Consider the following 16,233-nt stretch of genomic DNA (forward strand, 5'->3'; position numbering starts at 1 on the left):
CCGTCCGGGCCGAAACCATCCAGGCTGAGGCCCCCAGACTGAGACTGCCGTCCATTGAGACTGCCGTCGATTGCGACCCGGCCGATCCGCACCCCTGTCCTGAAACCGGTTCGAATGGCACCGGCTTCAGGGGCGGCGGGTCCCGGTCGGCCGTCCCGTCCACCGATCGTCCTTCCGAAGGGCTGGCCTCATGAACACTCCCATCAATGCGGCGGCAACCGTCGCTCACGGTTCCGGGCAGCCGTCCGGCACCCAATCCCGCTGGCTCGGCCAGCTCGACCGGGGCATCGGGCTTCTCGTCGAACTTCCGGCGGCGCTGCTGGTGCTCGCCGAAGTCGGCGTGCTGCTGGTCGGCGTCATCTGGCGCTATCTCCTCCACAGCCCTATCATCTGGTCGGACGAGCTGGCCTCCATCCTGTTCCTCTGGCTCGCCATGTTCGGCTCGGTCGTGGCGTTGCGCCGGGGCGAGCATATGCGGATGACGGCGCTGGTCGGCATGCTGGGACCGCGTGCCCAGGCCTTCCTCGATGTGCTCGCCATGACGGCGGCGCTGGCCTTCCTGCTGCTGATGGCCGAGCCCGCCTATGAATTCGCGTCGGAAGAGGTGTGGGTCACCACTCCGGCGCTCGACATCGCCAACTCCTGGCGCGCCTCCGCGCTGCCGGTCGGCATTGTCCTGATGATCTCGGTCGCCCTGCTGCGGCTGGCCCGTGTCGGCCGCGCCGCCGACGTGCTGTGGGCGGCGCTGGCGGTGGTCGCGACCATCGGTGCGGCGGTGCTGGCCGGTCCGGTCTTCGCCGGGCTCGGCAACCTCAACCTGCTGCTCTTCTTCGTCGTCGGCGTCGGCGTGATGGTGTTCCTCGGCCTGCCCATCGCCTTCTCCTTCGGGCTCGCCACCTTCGGCTACCTGTCGCTCGCCACCTCGACCCCGGCCATCGTCATGGTCGGCCGGATGGACGAGGGCATGAGCCACCTGATCCTGCTGTCGGTGCCGCTGTTCGTCTTTCTCGGTCAGCTGATCGAGATGACGGGGATGGCCCGCGCCATGGTCGGTTTCCTCGCCAGCATGCTGGGCCATGTGCGCGGCGGCCTGTCCTATGTGCTGATCGGCGCGATGTATCTCGTGTCCGGCATCTCGGGCTCCAAGGCGGCCGACATGGCGGCGGTGGCGCCGGTGCTGTTCCCCGAGATGAAGGCGCGCGGCGCCAAGCCCGGCGATCTCGTCGCCCTGCTGTCCGCCACCGGCGCCCAGACAGAAACCATTCCGCCCTCGCTGGTCCTGATCACCATCGGCTCGGTCACCGGCGTGTCCATCGCCGCCCTGTTCACCGGCGGCCTGCTGCCCGGCATCGTGCTGGGGGTGGCGCTCGGCGGGCTGGTCTGGTGGCGCTATCGCGACGAGGACCTGTCCCATGTCCGCCGCGCCAGCCGGGGCGAGATCGGCAAGGCGTTCCTGATCGCCCTGCCCGCCATCGCCCTGCCCTTCATCATCCGCGCCGCGGTGATCGAAGGCGTGGCGACGGCGACCGAGGTGTCGACCATCGGCATCGTCTATGCCGTGATCGCCGGGTTGCTGGTCTACCGCCAGTTCGACTGGCGCCGCATCTATCCGATGCTGGTCGATACCGCGGCGCTGTCCGGCGCCATCCTGCTGATCATCGGCGCGGCCACCGGCATGGCCTGGGCGCTGACCCAGTCGGGCTTCTCCAACACCCTGGCGACGGCCATGCGCGAGCTGCCCGGCGGCGTGCCGGTGTTCATCGCGGTGTCCATCGTCGCCTTCATCGTCCTGGGCAGCGTGCTGGAAGGCATCCCCGCCATCGTGCTGTTCGGTCCGCTGCTGTTCCCCATCGCCCGCCAGATCGGCGTGCATGAGGTCCATTATGCGATGATCGTCATCCTGGCGATGGGCATCGGCCTGTTCGCCCCGCCCTTCGGTGTCGGCTACTACGCCGCCTGTGCCATCAGCCGCATCAGCCCGGACGAAGGCATGAAGCCCATCCTGGGATATCTGGCGGCGCTGGCGGTCGGGCTGATTGTCGTCGCGGCCTTCCCCTGGGTCTCGATCGGCTTCCTCGGCTGACCCGCTCCGGCACCGGCCTCTCTCCCCTTCACAGTCTCCGCATACAAGGACACCGGACAATGACGACCGTCGGATTCATCGGCCTCGGATCCATGGGAATGCCCATGGCGAACAACCTGCTGGCCAAGGGCTTCGCCGTGCAGGGCTTCGATGTCCGCAGCGACAGCGTCGCCGCGCTGGCGGCGCGCGGCGCCCGACCGGCGCCGAGCGCCGCGGCGGCGGCGGCCGGTGCCGATGCGCTGGTGCTGATGGTGGTGAACGCCGCCCAGGCCGAACAGGCGCTGTTCGCCGACGGCGCGCTGGAGAGCCTGCCGGAAGGATCGGCGGTGATCCTGATGGCGACCTGCCCGCCGGGAGCGGTTGCCGCCCTGGCGGCGCGGGTTGAGGCGGCCGGACGCCGCTTCGTCGACGCCCCGGTGTCCGGCGGCGTGGTAGGTGCGGTCGCCGGCACCCTGTCGATCATGGCGGCGGCACCGGCCGCGGTGGTGGAGCGGCTGCGCCCGGTGCTGGCGGCGATGGGGGACAAGGTCTTCCATGTCGGCGAGCGGCCGGGCCAGGGCGCCACGGTGAAGACCGTCAACCAGCTGCTGTGCGGCGTCCACATCGCCGTGGTCGCCGAAGCCTTCGCGCTCGCCGCCAAGGTCGGCGTCGATCTCGACATCCTGCTGGAGATCATGAGCGGCTCCGCGGCGTCGAGCTGGATGCTGAAGGACCGCGGTCCGCGCATGCTTCAGGCCGATCCCGCGATTACCAGCGCCGTCGACATCTTCGTCAAGGATCTCGGCATCGTGCTGGAGGCCGGCCGCGACACCAAGGCGGCCTTGCCGCTGGCAGCCGTCGCCCACCAGATGTTCCTCGCCACCTCCGGCCGCGGAGAAGGGGCGATGGACGACAGCCAGGTGATCCGCAGCTACCACGCGCTCAATGGAACAGGCCAGGCTGCGGAAGCGATTGGAAATCCCGGCCAGACCGGTTGATCCCGGCGGGAAGGAATGCGATCCTGCGCCCTCATCAGCGGGCGGGCAGGATGTCATCGAACACGTCACCGAATGGCGGCAGGCGTCTGACGATCGGGATCGTCGACGACGATCCCGATGTCCTCCAGATGGTCGCCGACCTGCTTGCCGGCGAGGGGTACGAGACGGTCCGCTGTCCCGATGCTGCGACGCTGATGACGGTGCTCGGCGCCGGACGGCTCGACCTGATCGTGCTCGACCTGCGGCTGCCCGACCGCGACGGCATCTCCATCGCCGCCCAGGTGCGGGGCACGATGGATGTCCCGATCATCATGCTGACCGGCCGCGGCGACGACATCGACCGCATCATGGGGCTGGAGGTCGGCGCCGACGACTACATCGTGAAGCCGTTCAACAACCGCGAGTTCATCGCGCGGGTGAAGGCGGTTCTGCGCCGTACCGCCCGCGAGAGCGTTCCCGTCCCGGCGCCCTGCAAGCGTGGCTACCGCTTCGCCGGCTTCACCCTGGACGAGGACGGGCGGCGGCTGTTCGACCCGGCCGGCAAGCCGGTGCCGCTGACGGTGGCCGAGTTCGATCTGCTGGTGGCGCTGGTCCGCGCCCATGGCCGGGTGCTCAGCCGCAACCAGATCCTCGACCTGACCCACCATGACCGGGACGACGTCTTCGACCGGACCATCGACGTGCTGATCCTGCGCCTGCGCCGCAAGATCGAACGCAACCCGCAGCAGCCCTGGCTCATCCGCACTGAGCGCGGGCTGGGATATGTCTTCGACTGCGACATCGAGGCGTTCGGCCACTGACCGTCGGTCCCGCCAATGCTAGCCACTGTTAACAAAGTTACAGCCACTCCCTTGAAGCGTGACATTCGCCGTTCACCCTGGCCGCTTACGCTGGGGAAGCGAACAAATATGCGATCGTCAAAAATCAACCCGAACTCCAAGGGAGGAGTGTTCCGTGACATCCGCTGGCAACTGGATCAAGTCGGTCGGCCTCGGCATCCTGGCGGCCGGCTCCGTGATCGCCCTGACGGCGACCCCGGCCAAGGCGCAAGGCCCCCTCACCGTTCTCTGCGGCGTGCAGGAGGAATGGTGCAAGGCGATTGCCGTCGCCTTCGAGAAGAAGACCGGCACCGCCGTCGCCATGAGCCGCAAGAGCGCCGGTGAGGCGCTGGCGCAGATCCGCGCCGAGTCCGCCAACCCGAAGACCGATGTCTGGTGGGGCGGCCCCGGCGACCCGCATCTGCAGGCGGCCGAGGAAGGGCTGACGCTGGCCTACGAAAGCCCGCAGTTCGCGGACCTCCAGCCCTGGGCGCAGAGCCAGTACAAGCAGTCGCAGGGGCGCAGCGTCGGCATCTATGCCGGTGCGCTCGGCTTCGTCTACAACACCGAGCTTCTGGCCAAGCGCAAGATCAGCGCGCCGAAATGCTGGGCCGACCTGCTGCGTCCGGAATTCAAGGAAGAGATCCAGATCGCGAACCCCAACGCGTCGGGCACCGCCTACACCGCGCTGGCCACCCTGGTCCAGGTTCTGGGAGAGGATGGGGCGTTCGATTACCTCAAGAAGCTGAACGACAACGTCAACCAGTACACCAAGTCGGGCAGCGCCCCGGCGGCGGCCGTCGCACGCAGCGAAACGCTGGTCGGCATCATCTTCATGCATGACGGGATCAACCAGAAGGTGAACGGCTTCCCGGTCGATGTCGCCGCCCCCTGCGAGGGCACCGGCTACGAGATCGGCTCGGTCAGCATCATCAAAGGCACGAAGAACCTCGACACCGCCAAGGCCTTCTACGAGTTCGCCCTGTCGCCGGAAGGTCAGGCCACCGGCGCCGAGACCAAGCAGTTCCAGATGCCGTCCAACCGCAAGGCGGCGATCCCGCCGGAGGCGCCGAAGCTGGAGGCGATCCGCATGATCGACTACAATTTCCAGAAATTCGGCACCGCCGAAGAGCGCAAGCGCCTGCTGTCGCGCTGGGACGCCGAAATCAAGGCCGTCGCCAAGTAACGGTTGCCGAATGGTGGTTACAGCGTAACCGCGTCCGGCCTTTCCCACCGATCAGGACATCCGTCGCCCCCTCCCCCGTCAAGGGGGGGAGGGAAGGGGCGGTCATGCCCGGACCGCAAGAATTCGCAGGTGAAGTGATGCGTCCTCGTTCAGCAGTCTGGCTGGCGCTGGGGTGGGTGGGCTTCGCCCTGCTGCCCTGGTTCGCCGGCAGCGGCACCCAGCCCGCACTTGCACCACCGTCCCCAGGCCCGGCCGGCTCCGCCCTGATCGACGGATTGACCAACGGGCGCTGGTGGCTCCTGCCCGCCGCCCTCCCGCTGATCCTGGCGCTCGTCGCCACCGCCCTGCCCCGGCTCCATGCCCGGCAACCGGCGATCCTGCTGGCGAGCGGAGCCTTCGGGCTGGCCTGGGTCGCCGCACAGGGCTTCGCCATCGGCCTCAATGGCTGGGCCTGGGGTTGGCTCGGCGCGCTGTTCGGTCCGCTGCCGCTGGGCCAGGGCGGCTTCGGCGCCGGGGCGGCGCTGACCGCGCTGTCCTTCCTGTTCCTGATGACCAACGGCTTCGCCGGGCTGGGCTTCATGAAGGGCGACCGCTTCACGGCGGGGGCAATCGGGCTGGTGCTGGCCGCTATCGCCGCCTTCGTCTTCCTGCCGGTCGGCTATGTCCTGAGTGGGGCCGGCGACACCGGAACAGGCGCTTTCTCGGCCGCGGCGCTGTGGTCACGCCTCGTCGCCCCCGACATCTGGCGCCTGTCCTGCCTGACCGAGGCGAAAGCCTGCGGGGTGGTGTGGAACAGCGTCTTCCTGGCGGTGATGACCGGCATCGCGACGACCCTGCTCGGGCTGGCCTTCGCCCTGGTGGCGGTGCGCACCGGCTTCCGCGCCAAGAAGCTGCTGCGCGTGCTGACCGTGCTGCCGATCATCACGCCGCCCTTCGTCATCAGCCTTGCCGTGATCCTGCTGTTCGGGCGCAACGGCACCGTCACGCTGGCGCTGGCCGACTGGTTTGGCATCCCGGTCTCGCGCTGGATCTACGGGCTTCCCGGCGTGCTGCTGACCCAGACGCTGGCCTTCACGCCGATTTCCTTCCTGGTGATGATCGGCGTCGTGCAGGGCATCGGCCCCTCGCTGGAGGAAGCGGCGCAGACCCTGCGGGCCAGCCGCTGGGTCACCTTCCGCACCGTCACCTGGCCGCTGATGCGTCCCGGCGTCGCCAACGCCTTCCTGATCAGCTTCATCGAGAGCCTGGCCGACTTCGGCAACCCGCTGATCCTCGGCGGCAATTTCGAAGTGCTGTCGACCAAGATCTATTTCGCGGTCGTCGGCGCCCAGAACGACCCCGGCCGTGCCGCCGCCCTCGGCATCATCCTGCTCTGCATGTGCCTCGGCGCCTTCTGGGTGCAGCGGCAATGGCTCGGCAAGAAGTCCTACGCGACGGTCGGCGGCAAGGGCGACAACGGCATCCCGTCGCAGCTTCCGCGCGGCATCAAGATCGCCGCCTATGCCACCGCCCTGCCCTGGGCCGCCTTCACCTTCGTGCTCTACGGCCTGATCCTGTTCGGCGGCTTCACCGAGAACTGGGGCCGCAACAACAGCCTGACCCTGCGCCATTATCTGGCGGCCTTCGACCTCAGCTGGGGTCCGGGCGGGCTGATCTGGTCCGGCCGGGCCTGGGGCTCGCTGTTCACGACCATCGAGGTCGCCGCCCTGTCGGCGCCGCTGACCGCCGCCGTCGGTCTGCTGACCGCCTATCTGCTGGTGCGCCAGCGCTTCAAAGGCCAGGGTGCCTTCGAATTTCTGACGATGCTGAGCTTCGCCATCCCCGGCACGGTGATCGGCATCAGCTACATCCTCGCCTTCAACCAGCCGCCGATCGAGCTGACCGGCACCGTCACCATCCTGATCGTCTGCTTCGTCTTCCGGAACATGCCGGTCAGCATCCGGGCCGGCGTTGCCGCCATGTCGCAGATCGACCGCAGCCTCGACGAATGCTCGCTGACGCTGGGGGCCGGCAGCGTGCAGACGATCCGCCGGGTGATCCTGCCGCTGCTGCGCCCGGCCATCGTCGCCTCGCTGGTCTACAGCTTCGTCCGGGCCATCACCTCGATCAGCGCGGTGATCTTCTTGGTCAGCCCGAAGTACGAGCTGGCGACCGCCTACATCGTCGGGCGCGTCGAGCAGGGCGATTTCGGCCTCGCCATCGCCTACAGCTCGGCGCTGATCGTGCTGATGTCGGTCGTCATCGCCCTCATCCAGTTGCTTGTCGGCGAGCGCCGCATCGGCCGCCGCACCGCCACCCCCGTCACGCTTCAGGAGAAGCCGGTATGAGCATCGCCAGCAAGCCCGCGGGCGTCGAGTTCCGCAACGTCAGCCGCCGCTACGGCAACACGGCTGCCGTCGACAACGTCAGCTTCACCATCGAATCGGGCACCCTCGTCACCCTGCTGGGGCCGTCCGGCTGCGGCAAGACCACCACGCTGCGCATGATCGCCGGGCTGGAGATGGCGAGCAGCGGGACCATCCTGATCGGCGGCAAGGACGTCACCCGGCTGTCCGCCACCGACCGCAACGTGACCATGGTGTTCCAGTCCTACGCCCTGTTCCCGCACATGAGTGTGGCCGACAACGTCGCCTACGGGCTAGTAGTCAGCGGCGTGCGCAAGCGCGACGCCGCAGCCAAGGCGGCGGAGGGGCTGGAACTGGTCGGGCTCGGCGGCTACGGCCAGCGCCTGCCGAGCGAGCTGTCCGGCGGACAGCAGCAGCGCGTCGCCGTCGCCCGCGCCCTGGTGCTGGAGCCGGAGGTGCTGCTGTTCGACGAGCCGCTGTCCAACCTCGACGCCAAGCTGCGCCGCAAGATGCGCGACGACATCCGCGAGCTTCAGCAGAAGCTCGGCCTGACCTCCGTCTACGTCACCCACGACCAGGAGGAGGCGCTGGCCGTCTCCGACCGGATCATCGTGATGAACAGATCGGTGATCGCCCAGACCGGCACGCCGGACGAGCTGTACCGCCGGCCGAAGAACCGCTTCGTCGCCGATTTCATCGGCGGTGCCAACCTGATCGACGGCGAACTGGTGGGCCGCAGCGGCGGCATGGCCACGGTGGCGCTCGGCCGGGTGACGCTGTCGGTCCCCGATCCCGGCTTGCCGGCCGGCGAGGTGCTGCTGGCCGTCCGGCCGAACGCGATCCGCCTGCGGACCGTGTCGGCCGGCGAGACTGGCGGAGACGGCATCCCGGTGACGGTCCGCAAGGCGACGTATCTCGGATCGCACATGGAGTATGGGCTGGTCAGCGAGTTCGGCGACCTGTTCGTGGTCGATCCGAACGTCGCCAACCCGGTGCCGGCGGGGGCCAGCGCGCTCGCGACCTTCACCGGCGATGGCATCGCCGCCGTCGCACGCTGAGGCCCTCCGCCCCGTCTCCTACCGCCCCGCTCGCGCTGGCTGCCGCTTTTACCGCTGGCGCTGGCGGGGCGGCCGGCGCTAGCCTCCAACCCGATGGTCAGACGCATGCTGTCCCCCGTTAGTGTTCGCGGCCGGCTGCTCGCCGCCTTCGGAGCCATGGTGGTCCTGACGACGGCAGTCGGCGGGGTCGGTTGGTTCGGGCTGGGGGAGACGGAACGCGCCCTGCTTTCCCTCCAGCGCGAGGGGTTGGGCAACATCGCGCTGGCGATGCGGATGGCGGAGTTGAGCACCGGCTTGGCCGCCCGCGCGCCCTTCATCGCCGCCATCGAGGCGACGCCCAGCCTGGACGAGGAGCGCAGCCAGCTCGAACTCAAGCTCGCCGACCTGACGGGGCTGGTCAACCGCCTGCCGGGGCTGGAGCGCGCCTCGCTGCATGTCCCGTCCGACGTGCCGTCGCTGGTCCGCCTCGCCGGCCGGCTCGACGGCACGCTGCGCAACCTGATGGACGTCACCGGCGAGGCCATCGCCGTGCGGGCGGAAGCATCGGCGATCCGGCTCGGGCTGGAACACCAGCGCATCCTCGGCGAGACGCTGGCCGGGGCCGCGGCCAAGACCTTCGAGCATCCCGGCTTCCACGGCCTCGAGGGAACCGGGACGCCGCCCCTGCCCTTCTCGGTCCTGCGGCTGGCCGACCGCACGCGCGACGCCGTCTCCGCCGCCCTGACGACCACCAGCCCGGCCGACCTCGCGCGCTGGTACAGCGGCTTCGATGCCGACCGGCAGACCCTGCGGGCAATCGACACCACCGCCCCGGCGCTGGCGATCATGGCGCCCTCGCTCGACCAGCTTCTGACCGTGCTGGACACCCAGTCGGCCGTCTTCGACATCCGCACCCGCCAGCTCGGCATCGAGCAGCGCAGCCGTTTCCTGGTCGCCGCCGCCAACACCCTGTCGGTCCAGCTGAACCGCGAGGTCGAAAGCGTCACCAGCACGATGCAGACGGCGGCGCGCAGCCGGGGCGACGCGACCTTCTCCGCCCTGTCCTCTGGCAAGGCCAGCATCCTCGCCCTTGGTGCCCTGTGCGCACTCGCCGCCATCGCGGCGGCGGTCTATGTCATGCGCGACGTCGCCGGCAACCTGCGCGCGGTGACGCGGGCGATGTCGGCGCTGGCCGGCGGCGACCGGCTGGTCAGCGTCCCCGCCACCGGCCGGCCCGACGAGATCGGCGACTTGGCCCGCGCCTTCAGCGTCTTCAAGGAGAATGTCGCGGAGCGCGACGCGCTGGCCCGCAAGCTCGGCGAAAACTCCCGCATGCTGGAAGCGGTGTTCGTCAACATGAACGACGGGCTGTCGGTGTTCGACGAGAATGGCCGGCTGGTCACTTGGAATCCGCGCTTCCTCGACCTCAACGGCTTCACCCCGGCCGAGGTCGCCGGCCGCGAACTGGCGGAACTGCAACGCAGCCTGTTGCGGCGCGGGGTCGGCATCCGCATGCTCGACGGCAGCAGCGTCGATCTCGACGCGCTGACCCGGCTGCGCACGGAACAGGCGGTCCGCTGCGAGCATCACTTCCCCGATGGCCGGGTGGTGGAGCTGCACAGCAGCCCGATGCCGTCCGGCGGCTTCATCACCACCTATTCCGACCTGACCGAACGCAAAGACATCGAGAAGCAGCTCCGCCACGCCCTGAAGATGGAGGCGGTCGGCCAGTTGACCGGCGGCATCGCCCACGACTTCAACAACCTGCTCGCCGCGATCATGGGCAATTTGCAGATGATCCACGACGAGTCGCCGGAGCAGGACCCGGTGCGCAGCAAGGCGCTGCGGGCGCTCGACGCCGCAGAGCGCGGCGCCACGACGATCCAGCGGCTGCTCGCCTTCTCGCGGCAGCAGGCGTTGCAGCCGCAGGCCGTCGACCTGAACGAGCTGGTGGAGGGCATGCTCGACCTGCTGGCCTATGGGCTGGGTGGCGGCATCGTCCTGAAGACGGCGCTGACGCCGGGGCTGCCCCCCGCCCTGGTCGATCCCGGCCAGTTGGAGAACGCGCTGCTCAATCTCGTCGTCAATGCCCGCGACGCCATGCCCGATGGTGGCACCATCGTCATCGCCACGGAAGCCGCCACGCAGGATTCCAGGCAGGATGGGAGCGACGCCATCGTCCTGTCGGTCCGCGACGACGGCAGCGGCATGCCGCCCGCCGTGCTGTCCCGCGTCTTCGAGCCCTTCTTCACCACCAAGCGCTTCGGGCGGGGCAGCGGTCTCGGCCTGTCGATGGTCTACGGCTTCGTCCGCCAGTCGGGCGGCAAGGTCGACATCCAGAGCGAGGCCGGCGTCGGCACGCTGGTGGCGATGGCCTTCCCGCGCGCCCGGATGCTGCCGGGAACACTGGTCCTGCCGCGCGACCCCGGCCCGGTCGAAGGCGGCCCCGAGCGCATCCTGGTGGTGGAGGACGATCCCGCCGTCCGCACGACCACGGTCGACATGCTGACGGCGCTGGGCTACCGGGCGGTGCCGGCCGCCTCAGCGGAAGAGGCGCTGCTCTTGCTGGAGGGGACCGCGTTCGATCTCCTGTTCACCGACGTCATCCTGACCGGCGGCATGAACGGCCCCGCCCTGGTCGCCGTCGCCAAGGTCCGGCAACCGACGCTCCAGACCCTCTTCTGCTCCGGCTACGCGCGGGACTTCCTGGTGGAAAGTGCCAGCTTGCCGCTCGACATCCACTTCATTCAAAAGCCCTACCAGAAGCCCCTGCTGGCCGCCCAGATCCGCAACGTCCTGGGTGGTGCCCCGCCGGTGGCCCGTGGCCGGGCGGAGATTTCGGCCCTGCCGGGACAGGCCTGACACCGAACAGGCTCCCAAAAACGGAAAAGCCCGCCTCCCCCGGCATGGGGAAAGCGGGCTCGCCGAAGCCGGGGCGCCTGTTCAGTTGGCGGCGGACTTGATCTCGGCATCCCAACGGCTCAGCAGCCGCTTGCGCTCCTCGACCATGCCGTATTTCTGGAAATTATAGTCGATCAGCCGGACATCCTCGAATTTCGGCGCGTCGGGCGGCAGCACCGACTGCTTGTTGGACGGCGTCATCTGGAAGTTGACGGCACCATAGTCCTGTGCTTCCGGCGTCAGGGCGAAATCGTAGAATTTCTTGGCTGCCTCAAGGTTCTTGGCGCCCTTCAGGATGCTCATCGAACCGATCTCGTAGCCGGTCCCCTCGCAGGGGGTCGAGATCTCGACCGGGAACTTGTTCACCTTCTGGATGACGCTGTCATTGACCCAGGAGATGCCGACCAGCGTCTCGCCCCGCGCCACCGCCGCCGCGGGTGCGGCACCGGACTTGGTGTACTGGTTGATGCTCTCGTTCAGCTTCTTCAGATAATCGAAGCCGGCATCCTCCCCGAAGATCTGCACGAGGGTCGCCACCGCGGTATAGGCCCCCCCCGACGAATTGGGGTTGGGCATCTGGATCTCGCCCTTGAACTCCGGGCGCAGCAGGTCGGCCCAGCATTTCGGCGGCTGGATGCCCCGCTTGGCAAGCATCTCGGTGTTGTAGACGAAGCCGAGCGCACCGGCATAGACGCCGACGCTTCGTCCCTGCGACTGCTTGTACTGGCTCTCCGCCCAGGATTGCAGGTCCTTCATCTGCCCGCTCTCGTAAGCAACGCTCAGGCCTTCCTCGGCCGCCTGGAGATGCGGATCGCCTGAGCTGCCCCACCAGATGTCGATTTTCGGATTGGCCGCCTCGGCACGGATCTGGGCCAGAGCCTCGCCGGCGCTCTTGCGGGTCATGGCGACGCCGATGCCGGTCTTCTTCTCGAAGGCGACGACCATGGCCTTGCACCATTCCTCCTGCACACCGCACATGACGGTGACGCTTCCCTGTGCGTAAGCCGGGATCGTGGCAAGCGCAACCAGCGCGCCGATGCCGACACCGACAGACTTCATCTTGGCAACCGCACCAACCATGAGAGGAATCCTCCGAGTGGACTTGTGTTCTTGTTTTCTCTGACGATACCGCGTCGCCCAAAAGCTTTGGCACGTCAGGGAAATGCTGGTATCAATGGCGAGGAGGGACAAAGGCAACTTTCCGTGTTCCTTCGACCGCTCCGCATTTGTGCATGCCGCATTGTTTGCCGGCACCATTGTTTCCAATTGTTCATACAAGGGCCGAATGAATGGCGGATGTCACCATTATGGGAAATCGGCGAAACACTGTTAACCGAAGGCGCCCGGCTCTGCCCGGATCGAGGCGCGCGGAGGCCGGCTATCTTGAGTGACTCTCTCGTCGCCGCCGCCAACCGGGCGCGCGGATGCGCCGGTTTCCTGCCCGTCGAGGCGGTGGCAGCGCTTGCCGACGACGGTGTTCTGGTGCTCGATCCGTTTTCGACCCTGGTTTCACCGGGCGTCACCCTGGCGGCCGGCGTCACGCTCTGGCCCGGCACGATCATTCAGGCGACGGCGAGCGGCGAGGTGACGGTCGGCAGCGGCACCCGGCTCTTTCCCGGCACACGCATCGTCGCGGCCGGCGCGCGGGTGACAATCGGTGCCGACACCGAAATCGGCGAAGAGGGTGGCTTCACCATCAAGGCCGATCATCCCGACGGCCTGATCGAGATCGGCAGCCGCGTCCGGCTGCTCGGCGCCGGTTCGCTCGCACTCGACAACCATATCGGTGACGGAGCCCAGGTCCTCGGCGCGATCCGGATGCAGAATTGCAGGCTCCAGGCCGGCGGCAGCCACCGCGACCCAGACCCGGACCGGCGGGGTGGCGTTCTCAAGGGGAGCGGCGTCGCCCGCGGCCTCACCGTACCGACCGGAATGGTCATTCAGGCTTTCGGCCTGTTCAACGAAGCCCCTCTGCGCCCCCAGTCCCTCTTCCATCCGAAACAGCGGACGTGACGCCAAGTGAACCGGCCCTAGTCTTGCGGAGACCGGGTTGCCGGCTTCAGGGTCGGTCCAGCGAAACCGGGTCGCTCAATGCGGCGCGCATGATTTCGATAGATCGCTGTGGGTGAAGGCGACGCCACACCCGTTCCCCGGCCGTTGCGTCGCCGATTTGATCGAGCCGTCGCTCCAGATTTCCCTGCTCGCACACCTCGTCCCAGCTGTCCACAACGACCAACGGCAACGAGTCGGACAGGGGGTTTAGCATTACAGTTGCGCTTTTGTACGGTGTGCTTGGCAGGCGAGCGCTTGATGGCATCGCCTCCACGCCGACCATGCGATGACGGTTGCGGGCTTGATCGACCGCCGGGTCAGGCGGTCGGCAACACGACGGATCTCCTGCATCGACCAACGGACCATGGGCGAGGAACTTTCCTCATCGTTTTTGGGGGCGTGGCAAGGGTATCGGCCTTGTGCCGGACCACGGCCAGCAGGGCGAAGGCGAGCATGACCAGCGAGACGTGCCGGTGCCAGCCGTGCCAACTCCGCGTCTCGTTGTGATCCAGTCCCAGCTCGGTCTTCGCCGTCTCGAAGGCGTCCTCGATCGACCAGCGTTGTCCCTCGACGCGGACCAATGTGTCCACCGGCGTACCGTGCCGGCACCAGGTTGTGAAGAAGGCCAGTTCCCCATCAACGGGGCGTCGCCGTACCAGCAGCCCGCGCGTCCAGAGGCCCAGGCCGGGCGGCGCTCCAACCATCTCAGGATCGAAATCGGCCAGTTCCAGGTAGGCCCAGTCACAGAGCCGCGGCCCCTTGGTGCCATCGCCCGCCGACAAGCGACTCCAGCTCTCCGCCGTCAGGTCCCTGGCGATCTTCTCGGCGGTTCCAGACACCGACAAAGTCGGGCTCCAGGAATTGAAATGGTGACTGCCGGTCACGCCGAGCACGTAGCCTTTGCCGGCACGGCGCAACACCATCTCCAACTCACCGACGCCATAGACGCTGTCGGCTGCCACCCAAGCGAAAGGCACTCCCGCGTCAATCGCCCGGCGCACCATCGCCGCGGCTATGGCCGGCTTGGTGGCGAAGCGCACATCCTCGGGCACGTGGGCCTTGGCGAGGCGGTCTGGGTTGCCCGTCCAGTCCTTAGGCAGGTAGAACTGCCGGTCGATGAAGGCGTGGCCCTTGGACGAGGTGTAGACGGCGAAGACGCCGATCTGGCAGTCGGTGATCTTTCCCGCCGAGCCGGTGTACTGGCGCCCGACGCCGCAGGATGCTTTCCCCTGCTTGAGGAAGCCGGTTTCGTCGATCACCAGCGTGGCGTCGGGTTCGGTCAAGGCATTGAGCGCACAGTCGCGGACCACGTCGCGCAACGCGTCGGCATCCCAAATGGTCCGGCCGAGCACCGCCTGCTGACGCCAGGGGCCCCTATCACCTGCGGCTTCGGCGCGCATCCACCCGGTCTTGCGCCGCTCCGGCCCAAGCAGCCCGTCTAGGAACGCGCCGGCTGATGCCGCCGTGCCGGACTGCAAGAACAGCGGCCGAAGCCCGGCCTTGGCTCCACGCAGTTCCTCTGACCACAGCCCCAGCAGGTCCTCGACCGCGACACCGGACATGGCGACATCCCAAAGCCTGTTCAACAGGCGGGACGGCGTTCCATCGCAACTGTAATGCTAATCAGGATCTGATATTTCGGACACGATGCTAAACCGCCCGTCACCCCAGGGGTGAGGTGGTCCGCGAGATTTTCACCGCTTTCGCGGGCGGCCACAGCCCCAAGCAGATCGCTCGCGGCCTCAACGACCGCCGCGTTCCCGGCCCTCGTGGCGGCATCTGGCGCGACACCACCATCCGCGGCCATCACCAGCGGGCGAGCGGCATCCTGCGGAACGCGCTCCACGCAGGCGTGTTGGTGTTCAATCGTCAAGGCTTCAGCCGCAACCCGGCTGATGCTGCCAAGCGCGTTGCCAGCCTCAATGACGAGTCCGATTGGGTGCGCCTGAACCGGTTGATGGTCGAGTTGGAGGGCGATCTGGTAGCGTTGCTCAGCCTTGGGCTGGGCCCGAACGCAGCGAAGGCCGGCGCTTCGCAAGCGGCCGGCCTTCGGGAACGGGTGCGTTCGGTAATGGTGGTTGCGGGGGCAGGATTTGAACCTGCGGCCTTCAGGTTATGAGCCTGACGAGCTACCGGGCTGCTCCACCCCGCGGATGTATCATTGTCGGGTCATGGAGTTGGTGAAGATGCAAGCGTTTGTGCTTTGGCTTTGAGCGTCTCTTGTGCCTGAGCGACCTGGCGGCGACCTACTCTCCCACGTCTTAAGACGCAGTACCATTGGCGCGGAGGCTTTTCACGGCCGAGTTCGGGATGGGATCGGGTGTTTGACACCTCGCCATGACCACCAGGTCACCGAGGCACAAGACCGACGCTGTTACCGAAAGCGCGTATGCTTGTTCGTGCAAGTGATTTGAGGATGTATCGAACGGCGATGCGCTGGTCAAGCTGCTGTTTTCGAGCAGGCTTGCTGCTGCGCATGGCACGGTTAGTGGTGTCGAGATCAAGCCGATCGAGCGATTAGTAAGGCTTAGCTTCAGGCATTGCTGCCCGTCCACATGCCTCCTATCGACGTGATGGTCTGTCACGGCTCTCAAGGGAGCTCTGGTTTAGAGGTGGGTTTCCCGCTTAGATGCTTTCAGCGGTTATCCCGTCCATACTTAGCTACCCGGCCATGCCACTGGCGTGACAACCGGTGCACCAGAGGTATGTCCATCCCGGTCCTCTCGTACTAGGGACAGATCCTCGCAAAACTCCGACACCCACGGCAGATAGGGACCGAACTGTCTCACGACGTTCTAAACCCAGCTCACGTACCACTTTAATCGGCGAACAGC

Annotated in this window: 11 protein-coding genes, 1 tRNA gene and 2 rRNA genes (1 of these 14 running past the window's edge); 9 read left to right on the forward strand and 5 right to left on the reverse strand. The window is 67.4% G+C overall.

Annotated elements, in window-relative coordinates:
- Positions 1 to 190 precede the first annotated feature (190 nt).
- The 7 genes from ABNQ38_RS10925 to ABNQ38_RS10955 all read left to right on the forward strand — a co-directional run bounded on the left by ABNQ38_RS10925 (position 191) and on the right by ABNQ38_RS10955 (position 11,308).
- A complete protein-coding gene (locus ABNQ38_RS10925) occupies positions 191 to 2,083 on the forward strand; it encodes a TRAP transporter large permease subunit (protein ID WP_377806858.1) in 1,893 nt (630 codons plus the stop codon).
- 59 nt (positions 2,084 to 2,142) lie between these two features.
- On the forward strand, positions 2,143 to 3,060 hold the full coding sequence (locus ABNQ38_RS10930; protein ID WP_377806859.1) for an NAD(P)-dependent oxidoreductase: 918 nt from the start codon (positions 2,143 to 2,145) through the stop codon (positions 3,058 to 3,060).
- A 50-nt stretch (positions 3,061 to 3,110) separates the two neighbouring features.
- Positions 3,111 to 3,860, forward strand: coding sequence for a response regulator (locus tag ABNQ38_RS10935; RefSeq protein ID WP_377806860.1), 750 nt, complete (start codon positions 3,111 to 3,113; stop codon positions 3,858 to 3,860).
- A gap of 154 nt (positions 3,861 to 4,014) precedes the next feature.
- Entirely contained in the window at positions 4,015 to 5,064 is a 1,050-nt protein-coding gene (locus tag ABNQ38_RS10940) for an ABC transporter substrate-binding protein (RefSeq protein WP_247872870.1), read from the forward strand.
- 137 nt (positions 5,065 to 5,201) lie between these two features.
- On the forward strand, positions 5,202 to 7,391 hold the full coding sequence (locus ABNQ38_RS10945) for an ABC transporter permease (protein WP_377806861.1): 2,190 nt from the start codon (positions 5,202 to 5,204) through the stop codon (positions 7,389 to 7,391).
- Positions 7,388 to 8,467 carry an ABC transporter ATP-binding protein gene (locus ABNQ38_RS10950; RefSeq protein WP_377806862.1) on the forward strand — a complete coding sequence of 360 codons (1,080 nt, stop codon included), beginning with the start codon at positions 7,388 to 7,390 and terminating at the stop codon, positions 8,465 to 8,467. Before ABNQ38_RS10945 ends, ABNQ38_RS10950 begins: the two co-directional genes overlap by 4 nt.
- Before the next feature lie 105 nt (positions 8,468 to 8,572).
- Positions 8,573 to 11,308 carry a PAS-domain containing protein gene (locus ABNQ38_RS10955; RefSeq protein WP_377806863.1) on the forward strand — a complete coding sequence of 912 codons (2,736 nt, stop codon included), beginning with the start codon at positions 8,573 to 8,575 and terminating at the stop codon, positions 11,306 to 11,308.
- Positions 11,309 to 11,389: 81 nt separating this feature from the next.
- On the opposite strand, the gene ABNQ38_RS10960 is transcribed toward ABNQ38_RS10955, so the two are convergent.
- Entirely contained in the window at positions 11,390 to 12,427 is a 1,038-nt protein-coding gene (locus ABNQ38_RS10960) for an ABC transporter substrate-binding protein (RefSeq protein WP_377806864.1), read from the reverse strand.
- A 303-nt stretch (positions 12,428 to 12,730) separates the two neighbouring features.
- On the opposite strand from ABNQ38_RS10960, the gene ABNQ38_RS10965 reads away from it, so the two are divergent.
- Positions 12,731 to 13,360 carry a hypothetical protein gene (locus ABNQ38_RS10965; RefSeq protein ID WP_377806865.1) on the forward strand — a complete coding sequence of 210 codons (630 nt, stop codon included), beginning with the start codon at positions 12,731 to 12,733 and terminating at the stop codon, positions 13,358 to 13,360.
- 356 nt (positions 13,361 to 13,716) lie between these two features.
- Here the strand turns inward: ABNQ38_RS10965 and ABNQ38_RS10970 are convergent, their stop codons facing one another.
- On the reverse strand, positions 13,717 to 14,961 hold the full coding sequence (locus ABNQ38_RS10970) for an IS701 family transposase (RefSeq protein WP_377806866.1): 1,245 nt from the start codon (positions 14,959 to 14,961) through the stop codon (positions 13,717 to 13,719).
- Between the two features lie 116 nt (positions 14,962 to 15,077).
- On the opposite strand from ABNQ38_RS10970, the gene ABNQ38_RS10975 reads away from it, so the two are divergent.
- Positions 15,078 to 15,518, forward strand: a complete 441-nt coding sequence (locus ABNQ38_RS10975) for a recombinase family protein (protein WP_377807413.1) — start codon at positions 15,078 to 15,080, stop codon at positions 15,516 to 15,518.
- On the opposite strand, the gene ABNQ38_RS10980 is transcribed toward ABNQ38_RS10975, so the two are convergent.
- The 3 genes from ABNQ38_RS10980 to ABNQ38_RS10990 form a co-directional block, all read right to left on the reverse strand.
- Positions 15,475 to 15,551: transfer RNA gene (locus tag ABNQ38_RS10980), tRNA-Met, on the reverse strand. The genes ABNQ38_RS10975 and ABNQ38_RS10980 overlap by 44 nt on opposite strands.
- Before the next feature lie 81 nt (positions 15,552 to 15,632).
- Positions 15,633 to 15,748 (reverse strand): 5S ribosomal RNA (gene rrf, locus ABNQ38_RS10985).
- Positions 15,749 to 15,895: 147 nt separating this feature from the next.
- Positions 15,896 to 16,233, reverse strand: a 23S ribosomal RNA gene (locus ABNQ38_RS10990) (it continues 2,407 nt past the right edge of the window).

The organism is Azospirillum sp. A29 (assembly GCF_042604625.1).
GTDB classification, from domain to species: Bacteria; Pseudomonadota; Alphaproteobacteria; order Azospirillales; family Azospirillaceae; genus Azospirillum; species Azospirillum palustre.

Excerpts from the sequence above, each read along its gene's own strand:
- ABNQ38_RS10925 (WP_377806858.1), top strand. The coding sequence starts at position 191 with ATGAACACTCCCATCAATGCGGCGGCAACCGTCGCTCACGGTTCCGGG.
- ABNQ38_RS10930 (WP_377806859.1), top strand. The coding sequence starts at position 2,143 with ATGACGACCGTCGGATTCATCGGCCTCGGATCCATGGGAATGCCCATG.
- ABNQ38_RS10935 (WP_377806860.1), top strand. The coding sequence starts at position 3,111 with ATGTCATCGAACACGTCACCGAATGGCGGCAGGCGTCTGACGATCGGG.
- ABNQ38_RS10945 (WP_377806861.1), top strand. The coding sequence starts at position 5,202 with ATGCGTCCTCGTTCAGCAGTCTGGCTGGCGCTGGGGTGGGTGGGCTTC.
- ABNQ38_RS10950 (WP_377806862.1), top strand. The coding sequence starts at position 7,388 with ATGAGCATCGCCAGCAAGCCCGCGGGCGTCGAGTTCCGCAACGTCAGC.
- ABNQ38_RS10955 (WP_377806863.1), top strand. The coding sequence starts at position 8,573 with ATGCTGTCCCCCGTTAGTGTTCGCGGCCGGCTGCTCGCCGCCTTCGGA.
- ABNQ38_RS10960 (WP_377806864.1), bottom strand. The coding sequence starts at position 12,427 with ATGGTTGGTGCGGTTGCCAAGATGAAGTCTGTCGGTGTCGGCATCGGC.
- ABNQ38_RS10970 (WP_377806866.1), bottom strand. The coding sequence starts at position 14,961 with ATGTCCGGTGTCGCGGTCGAGGACCTGCTGGGGCTGTGGTCAGAGGAA.